The organism is Enterovirga sp. (assembly GCF_028290205.1).
Classification (GTDB): domain Bacteria; phylum Pseudomonadota; class Alphaproteobacteria; order Rhizobiales; family Beijerinckiaceae; genus Enterovirga.
Genome location: NZ_JAQGKF010000118.1, coordinates 1 through 7336 on the forward strand (window position 1 = coordinate 1; position 7336 = coordinate 7336).

Here is a 7336-nt window from a genome sequence, read left to right on the forward strand (position 1 = left end):
CCGCGGCCCTGGCGGAGCTTACGGACGCGACCGGGGCCCCGGCGGCGGTGGCCCGCGGCCGCATCCTGGCGGAGCGCCGTCGGGACCTCGTCCGGACAGGGGAGGGCGGCCGGAGCGCGAGCGCCGGGACGACCGCCCCCGTTTCGAGCAGAGGCCCGAGCGCCGCGAGCGCCAGCCCGACCCGAACTCGCCGTTTGCGGCGTTGGCCGGGCTGAAGGCGCAGCTTGAGAAGAAGGATCGCGGCGACAGCTGAGACGGACGGCAGGGTGGGCGAGGCACGGCAGCGGCTCGACAAGTGGCTCTGGTTCGCCCGCTTTGCGAAGAGCCGCACCCTGGCTGCCGGGCTGGTCAGCGCTGGGTTCGTACGGGTCAACGGCGCCCGGGCCGAGGCCCCGGCCAAGGCCGTGCGACCCGGGGACGTGTTGACCGTCGCGATGCCCGGCCGCACCGCGCTTGTCAGGATCGTGAGCTGCGGCGAACGGCGCGGACCGGCGCCGGAAGCCCGGACGCTGTACGAGGAGATCGGCCCACGCGACGATGCTGCGCTTGTCACCGGCCCGGGACGGCAGTAATCGCGGACGGAACGAGGCGTAGGGGCCGGACGGCGCGAGGCTCGCGCAGCCCGGGACGGGATCTGCGCGCGATCCCAAGGCGGACCTGACCAAGATGACCTATGTCGTCACCGACAATTGCATCAAGTGCAAATACATGGACTGCGTGGAGGTGTGTCCGGTGGACTGCTTCTACGAAGGCGAGAACATGCTCGTCATCGAGCCGGACGAGTGTATCGATTGCGGCGTCTGCGAGCCTGAATGCCCGGCCGAAGCGATCAAGCCCGACACGGAGCCTAACCTCGAGAACTGGATCAAGCTGAACGCCGACATGGCGAAGAGCTGGCCCAACATCACGCAGAAGAAAGAGGCTCCAGGCGACGCCAAGGAGTTCGACGGCAAGTCCGGCAAGCTCGAGCTCTACTTCTCGCCGAACCCGGGCAAGGGCGACTGACAGCGGAGTGAAGGCCCGCGGCGCCGGGAGAGCCGGTACATCCGCGGTCTCTCCCAGCATTCCGGCGATGGCACCAAGGCCGTGGCGTGGCGCCACCATGCGCCAACATGGTTTCCAAGCGGTTAACGGCCCCGCCCGCTCCGGGCTGGGCCACGCCGGGTCACCAAACATTAACCATGAAGCGGTGGAGTGATCGGCCGTCTGTCCGGACCCGAATCCATGCGTCGCGCCGCTCTCGCCGTTCTGCTCGCCAGCCTCACCTCAGTCGCTTGGCCCGCCCGGGCCGAGGCGGATTTCCGATCCTGCCTCGCCGGGCTTCGCAGTGTGGCGGCCGGCAAAGGAGTCTCGGGTCGAACCTTCGACAGCGTCACGGCCTCCCTCGAGCCGGACATGAAGGTGCTCGAGCTGATGAACAATCAGCCCGAGTTCAAAACCCCGATCTGGGACTACCTCGCCATGCTGGTCGATGACGAGCGGGTGCAGGACGGCCGCGCCGGGATGCAGCGCTGGAGCCAGGCGCTGGCGAACGCGGAAAGCCGCTACGGTGTCGAGCGCCACGTCATCGCCGGCGTGTGGGGCGTCGAATCCAATTTCGGCAAGGATCTCGGTGGTCGGCCCCTGGTCCAGTCCCTGGCCACCCTGTCCTGCTACGCGACCCGCCGGCGCGAGTATTTTCGTGATGAGTTGATGGCCACGCTCCGCATCATCGAGAGCGGCGACATCGACCCGGCCAAGCTGGTCGGCTCCTGGGCCGGCGCTTTCGGCCAGACCCAGTTCATGCCGTCCACCTACCAGCGCCTCGCGGTCGATCTGGACGGCGACGGCCGGCGCGACATCGTCGATTCTGCCCCGGATGCGCTCGGCTCGACGGCGAACTTCCTCCGCAAGGCCGGCTGGCAGCAGGGCCTCCCCTGGGGCTTCGAGGTGCGGGTCCCGGCCGGGGTGGCCCCGACCGGCCGCAAGGGCAAGAAGCCGCTTTCGAGCTGGGCCGCCGCCGGCGTGACCCGGGCCGACGGGCGGGCGCTCTCCGGAAGCTACAGCGCAGGGCTCATCATGCCGGCCGGGCGCGACGGACCCGGCTTCCTGGTGACCAAGAATTTCGACGCGCTCTATTCCTATAACGGGGCGGAGTCCTACGGGCTTGCTATCTCCGTTCTGTCCGACCGCCTGCGCGGGGGCGCCGGGGTGCAGGGCAGCTGGCCGACCGACGATCCCGGCCTGACCCGCGCTGAACGGCGCGAATTGATGGCCCTGCTGCTGCGGCGCGGCTACGACGTCGGCGAGCCCGACGGTCGCATCGGCCAGAAGACGCGCGACGCGATCAAGGACGTCGAAGGCCGGCTCGGCATGCGGGTCACCGGGCGGCCCGGCGGCAAGGTCCTGCACGCCTTGCGGCGAGGGTAGTGAGGCCGCATTCGGGGAGGTGGCGGTGACCCGCCCGTCCGACGACACGGTCCGGCTGTGCTGCGGCGAGGCTTCGGCCGAGATTGCCTGCTGGGGGGCGGAGCCCCTGACCTGGCGGGTGGCCGGTCGCGACCTTCTCTGGCACGGCGATCCGGAGCACTGGTCCTTCCGGGCGCCGATCCTGTTTCCGGTGGTGGGCGCCTCCAAGGACGGAACGGTCCGCATCAGGAGTGCCGAGCACCCGATGCCGCAGCACGGCTTTGCGCGCCAGGGACTCTTCCGGGTGGTGGCGTGCGAGGCGGCCACGGTCCGGCTCCGGCTGACCGACGGCCCTGACACCCGCGCCGCCTATCCGTTCTCCTTCCGGCTGGACGTGGTGGTGCGGCTCGCCCCCGACGCGCTGCATCTCGGGTTCGAGGTCACGAATACGGGACCCGACGAGATGCCCTACGGGCTCGGCTTCCACCCGGCCTTTCCCTGGCCCTTCACGGCGAAGGGGCGGGACGGGCACGAGGTCGTGTTCGAGGAGGCCGAGAGCCCGAACGTGCCCGAGATCGCCCCGGGCGGCTTGCTGGCGCGTCGCACGCGTCACTTGCCCATGGCGGGCCGCGTGCTGCCGCTCAACCCCGAGCTGTTTTCGGAAGCGCTGGTGTTTCTCGCCGCTCGGAGCCGCTCCTTCGCGTTCCGGTCGCCAGAGGGCAACAGGATCGTGATGTCGGTGCGAAACTTCCCCCACCTCGCCGTGTGGAGTCGGCCCACGGCTCCGTTTCTGTCGCTCGAGGCCTGGAGTGCCCATGCGGATTGGGAGGATGCCGAGGGCGACCTCGTGAGCCGGCCCTCCATGATCAGGCTGGGCCCCGGCGCGAGTTGCAGCCACGCCGTCACGCTGGGCTGGCAGCCGGTCTGAAGGGCTCAGGGTCCGGCTCGGTGGCTCGGGCGGGGGGATCTCCCGTCCGAGCCCGCTTGGCCCCGGAAGGGCGGCTCAGGCCGCTTGGCGCCGGTCCTGCAGCAGCCCGCGCTGCACCATCGTCTCGGCGATCTGAACGGCGTTCAGGGCGGCGCCCTTGCGCAGGTTGTCCGAGACGCACCAGAACGCAATGCCGCTGTCCACGGTCGGGTCGTCGCGCAGCCGCGAGATGTAGACCCCGTCCTCGCCGGCGCTTTCGTGCGGGGTCATGTAGCCGCCCGCTTCACGCCGATCGACGACGACGATGCCGGGGGCCGATTGCAGCACCTCGCGGGCTTCCTCGGACGAGAAGGGCGCGTCGAACTCGACATTCACCGCCTCGGAATGCCCCACAAAGACCGGCACGCGCACGCAGGTCGCCACCAGCTTGATCTTGGGATCGAGCATCTTCTTGGTCTCGACTACCATCTTCCACTCTTCCTTCGTGAAGCCGTCGTCCATGAAGGAGTCGATGTGGGGGATGAGGTTGAAGGCGATCCGCTTCGGGAACTTCTTCATCTCCATCTGGGCGAGCGAGTAGACGGTCTTGGTCTGGCTGAAGAGCTCGTCCACGCCCTCCTTGCCCGCCCCGGAGACGGACTGGTAGGTGGACACCACCACCCGTCGGATCCGGCAGGCGTCGTGCAGCGGCTTGAGAGCCACGACGAGCTGCGCCGTGGAGCAGTTCGGGTTGGCCACGATGTTCTTCTTGGCGAAGCCGTCGAGGGCCTCCGGATTCACCTCCGGGACGACCAACGGCACGTCCGGATCGGTGCGCCACGCGGACGAATTGTCGATCACCACGCAGCCCTGCGCGGCGATCCGAGGCGACCAGAGCTTGGACACCTCGCCGCCTGCCGACATCAGGCAGATGTCCGTGCCGGTGAAGTCGAAATCCTCGAGCGAGCGGACCTTCAAGATGCGGTCCCCGAAGGAGACCTCACTGCCCTGCGAGCGCCGCGACGCCAGCGCGATGACATCGTCCGCCGGGAAGGCCCGCTCGGCCAGGATATTCAGCATCTCCCGACCGACATTGCCGGTGGCGCCGACCACGGCGACCTTGAAACCCATCACTCTCTCCTGAATTCGACCCGCTCACGGAGCGGGGCCACACACGACAACTCGACGGCAGACAGGCTGCTCAGGCGAGGCGTTTCGACACGCGGTCGACGCTGATGCGGTCCGATGCGGGCATGGTCCGGCTGGTAGCACGGACGGAACCTGCTGTGAACAGGCGGCCCGGCAAGCGTCGGGCCCTTCGCCGCTGTACGTCTGGGCCAGCGCACCTGTCCGCGCGGGCCCCAAAATGACCGCCCGGTACGGCCAAGCTTAGGGAACTTTTGAGGTTACTGGTGTCTTGTTGCTGCAACGGGCCGCCGGTTTATCGCGGGCGGCTGGTACGAAGGATTCGACATGCGCGCCGCTGCACTCGCCGCTTCCGTTCTTGCCCTCGCGACCTTCGGTGTCGCGACAGCCGAGGCTCAGGAGTCCTACCGGGTCAACGGCCCGCTTCGGCTCAACGTCCGGGCCCGGAGTTTCCTCGACGCCGGCAACACGGTGGCCGCGTATTCGCAGGTGAATCCGGCCAGCGCCTATGGCCAGGTGGTGTCCTACCTGGCCAACCCGCCCTACGCGAACATGCGTGACCGTTTCGGCGAAGGCGTGCTGCCGGACCCGATCACGAACGGGCCGTTCATTGGCGCCACCAACCCGGTCGGCCCGGTCGATTACGGGTTCTACCTGCGCTGAGTCGCGCGGGGCAGGCTCAGGCTCTCGCGAGGCGCGTTTTCAACTCCCGGAGAACGGCGTCGCCCATTTCCCCGGTGCCGACTGCGTTGGCGCCCGGGGGCGCGATGTCGCGGGTCCGCACGCCCGAGGCGAGCACGTCCGACACGGCGCCCTCGAGGGCGTCCGCGACGCTGCCGAGGCCGAGTGAATAGCGCAATGCCATCGCCAGCGAGCCGATCATGGCGAGCGGATTGGCGACGCCCTGGCCGGCGATGTCCGGTGCCGAGCCGTGCACCGGTTCGTAGAGGGCCGAGCGCCGCCCCGTCTCGGGGTCGGGAGCCCCGAGCGAAGCCGAGGGCAGCATGCCGAGCGAGCCGGTCAGCATGGCGCCTACATCCGACAGGATGTCGCCGAAGAGGTTGTCGGTGACGATGACGTCGTATTGCTTGGGCTGACGCACCAGTTGCATGGCGCAATTGTCGGCCAGGACATGTTCCAGCTCGACGTCGGGGAAGCGCTCACGGTGCACCCGGGACACGACCTCGTGCCACAGCACGCCGGATTTCATGACGTTGCGCTTCTCGGCCGAGGACACCTTGTTGCGGCGCGTCCGGGCCAGATCGAAGGCAACGGCCGCGATCCGTTCGATCTCGCCGGTCGTGTAGATCTGGGTATCGACAGCGCGCTTCTCGCCGCTCTCGAGCGTCACGATTTCCTTCGGCTCACCGAAATAGACGCCGCCCGTGAGTTCGCGCACGATGAGGAGGTCGAGACCCTCCACGAATTCGCGCCGCAGCGACGAGGCACCGGCCAGGGCAGGGTAGCACAGAGCCGGCCGAAGGTTGGCGAAGAGCCCGAGATCCTTCCGCAGCCGTAGCAGGCCGGCTTCGGGACGGTGCTGGTAGGGCACGCCATCCCATTTCGGACCGCCCACGGCGCCGAACAGAACGGCGTCGGATTCGCGGGCAAGTGCGACCGTCGCGTCCGAGACGGGCCGGCCATGCGCGTCGTAAGCCGCGCCGCCGACGAGGTCGGTCTCGGTTTCGAAGGACCCCACCCCGGCGGACGTCAGGAACCCGACGATCTTGCCGATCTCGCCGGCGACCTCCGGACCGATGCCGTCGCCAGGCAGGAGAAGCAGCTTGAAGGTCGTCATCGGGCAGCCGTCACCGGTCGGAGAATGCGCGGAGGCGGGCGGCGCCATATGGCCCAGCCCGCTCAGGAACAGCTCGGATCGGCCCGGGGGCCCGAACCTTCGAGCCGATCAGCCCTGGCGAGCCTTGAAGCGCTTCTGCGTCTTGTTGATGACGTAGACGCGGCCCTTGCGGCGCACGAGCTGGTTGTCGCGGTGGCGTCCGCGGATCGACTTCAGCGAGTGGCGAATCTTCATGGCTCGGATCCCCGGTCGAGCCGTCCCGCTCGGCGCCGTGTCTTCGTGTGTGTCGGAAGCAGAACCGCGCCCCTAATGGGCGCGGTCCGCAGCCCGGGTACATAATCGGTGGGGCGCCGATCGGCAACCCGTTTCGCGCATGGCCAGCTCCGGCCGATTGGGCTAGAGCCCGGCGCATTCCAAGGAAGCTTCCATGACATACGTGATCGATGCCCCGGCCGTCATCACCCTCGGCGTCGAGGGCGAGGCTGGCCGCTTCCCTGTGCGGCGAATCTACTGCGTCGGCCGCAACTACGCCGAGCATGCCCGCGAGATGGGGCACGATCCCGACCGCGAGCCGCCCTTCTTCTTTATGAAGCCCGCCGATGCGATCCGCGGGCCGGGGGTCGACTTCGCCTATCCGCCCGGCACCAAGGACGTGCATCACGAGATCGAGCTCGTAGCCGCGCTGAAATCGGGTGGGCGCGACATCACCGAGGCGGACGCGCTGTCGCATGTCTACGGCTACGCGGTGGGGCTCGACATGACGCGCCGCGACCTCCAGGGCGAGGCGAAGAAGATGGGCCGCCCGTGGGACACGGGCAAAGGCTTCGACGGTGCTGCGCCGTGCAGCGATCTGAAGCCGGCCTCGGCCATCGGCCACCCGGCCAAGGGCCGGATCTGGCTCGACGTGAACGGCGAGACACGGCAGCAGGGCGACCTCTCGGATCTGATCTGGTCGCTGCCGGAGATGATCAGCTACCTGTCGCGGCTCTTTGAGCTCAAGGCCGGCGACCTCATCATGACCGGCACGCCCGCGGGCGTCGCGGCCGTGAAGCCGGGTGACGTGCTGCAGGGCGGTGTCGAGGGCGTAGGAACCATCA

General features: G+C 68.6%; 10 protein-coding genes. 7 read left to right on the forward strand and 3 right to left on the reverse strand.

Features of this window, described 5'->3' with window-relative positions:
* The 5 genes from JWR86_RS08160 to JWR86_RS08180 all read left to right on the forward strand — a co-directional run.
* The coding region (locus JWR86_RS08160; protein WP_299563404.1) for a hypothetical protein at positions 1-253 on the forward strand (253 nt) is incomplete at its 5' end.
* A gap of 13 nt (positions 254-266) precedes the next feature.
* Positions 267-572 carry an RNA-binding S4 domain-containing protein gene (locus JWR86_RS08165; RefSeq protein ID WP_299563407.1) on the forward strand — a complete coding sequence of 102 codons (306 nt, stop codon included), beginning with the start codon at positions 267-269 and terminating at the stop codon, positions 570-572.
* 94 nt (positions 573-666) lie between these two features.
* Positions 667-1005, forward strand: a complete 339-nt coding sequence (gene fdxA / locus JWR86_RS08170; protein ID WP_299563410.1) for a ferredoxin FdxA — start codon at positions 667-669, stop codon at positions 1003-1005.
* Between the two features lie 219 nt (positions 1006-1224).
* A complete protein-coding gene (locus JWR86_RS08175) occupies positions 1225-2409 on the forward strand; it encodes a lytic murein transglycosylase (RefSeq protein ID WP_299563413.1) in 1185 nt (394 codons plus the stop codon).
* 25 nt (positions 2410-2434) lie between these two features.
* Positions 2435-3316, forward strand: coding sequence for an aldose 1-epimerase family protein (locus JWR86_RS08180; RefSeq protein ID WP_299563415.1), 882 nt, complete (start codon positions 2435-2437; stop codon positions 3314-3316).
* 75 nt (positions 3317-3391) lie between these two features.
* On the opposite strand, the gene JWR86_RS08185 is transcribed toward JWR86_RS08180, so the two are convergent.
* Positions 3392-4426 carry an aspartate-semialdehyde dehydrogenase gene (locus JWR86_RS08185; RefSeq protein WP_299563418.1) on the reverse strand — a complete coding sequence of 345 codons (1035 nt, stop codon included), beginning with the start codon at positions 4424-4426 and terminating at the stop codon, positions 3392-3394.
* Positions 4427-4768: 342 nt separating this feature from the next.
* Between JWR86_RS08185 and JWR86_RS08190 the strand changes: the two genes are divergently transcribed.
* A complete protein-coding gene (locus JWR86_RS08190) occupies positions 4769-5104 on the forward strand; it encodes a hypothetical protein (protein ID WP_299563421.1) in 336 nt (111 codons plus the stop codon).
* A 16-nt stretch (positions 5105-5120) separates the two neighbouring features.
* On the opposite strand, the gene leuB is transcribed toward JWR86_RS08190, so the two are convergent.
* Together leuB and ykgO are read right to left on the reverse strand one after the other, a co-directional pair.
* Positions 5121-6239: a 3-isopropylmalate dehydrogenase gene (leuB, locus tag JWR86_RS08195; RefSeq protein ID WP_299563424.1), complete on the reverse strand. Its 1119-nt coding sequence runs from the start codon at positions 6237-6239 to the stop codon at positions 5121-5123.
* 108 nt (positions 6240-6347) lie between these two features.
* A complete protein-coding gene (ykgO, locus tag JWR86_RS08200) occupies positions 6348-6473 on the reverse strand; it encodes a type B 50S ribosomal protein L36 (protein WP_299563427.1) in 126 nt (41 codons plus the stop codon).
* Between the two features lie 193 nt (positions 6474-6666).
* Between ykgO and JWR86_RS08205 the strand changes: the two genes are divergently transcribed.
* A partial coding sequence (locus JWR86_RS08205) for a fumarylacetoacetate hydrolase family protein (RefSeq protein ID WP_299563430.1) occupies positions 6667-7336 on the forward strand: 670 nt, incomplete at its 3' end.

Excerpts from the sequence above, each read along its gene's own strand:
- ykgO (WP_299563427.1), bottom strand. The coding sequence starts at position 6,473 with ATGAAGATTCGCCACTCGCTGAAGTCGATCCGCGGACGCCACCGCGAC.
- JWR86_RS08185 (WP_299563418.1), bottom strand. The coding sequence starts at position 4,426 with ATGGGTTTCAAGGTCGCCGTGGTCGGCGCCACCGGCAATGTCGGTCGG.
- leuB (WP_299563424.1), bottom strand. The coding sequence starts at position 6,239 with ATGACGACCTTCAAGCTGCTTCTCCTGCCTGGCGACGGCATCGGTCCG.
- JWR86_RS08190 (WP_299563421.1), top strand. The coding sequence starts at position 4,769 with ATGCGCGCCGCTGCACTCGCCGCTTCCGTTCTTGCCCTCGCGACCTTC.
- JWR86_RS08175 (WP_299563413.1), top strand. The coding sequence starts at position 1,225 with ATGCGTCGCGCCGCTCTCGCCGTTCTGCTCGCCAGCCTCACCTCAGTC.
- fdxA (WP_299563410.1), top strand. The coding sequence starts at position 667 with ATGACCTATGTCGTCACCGACAATTGCATCAAGTGCAAATACATGGAC.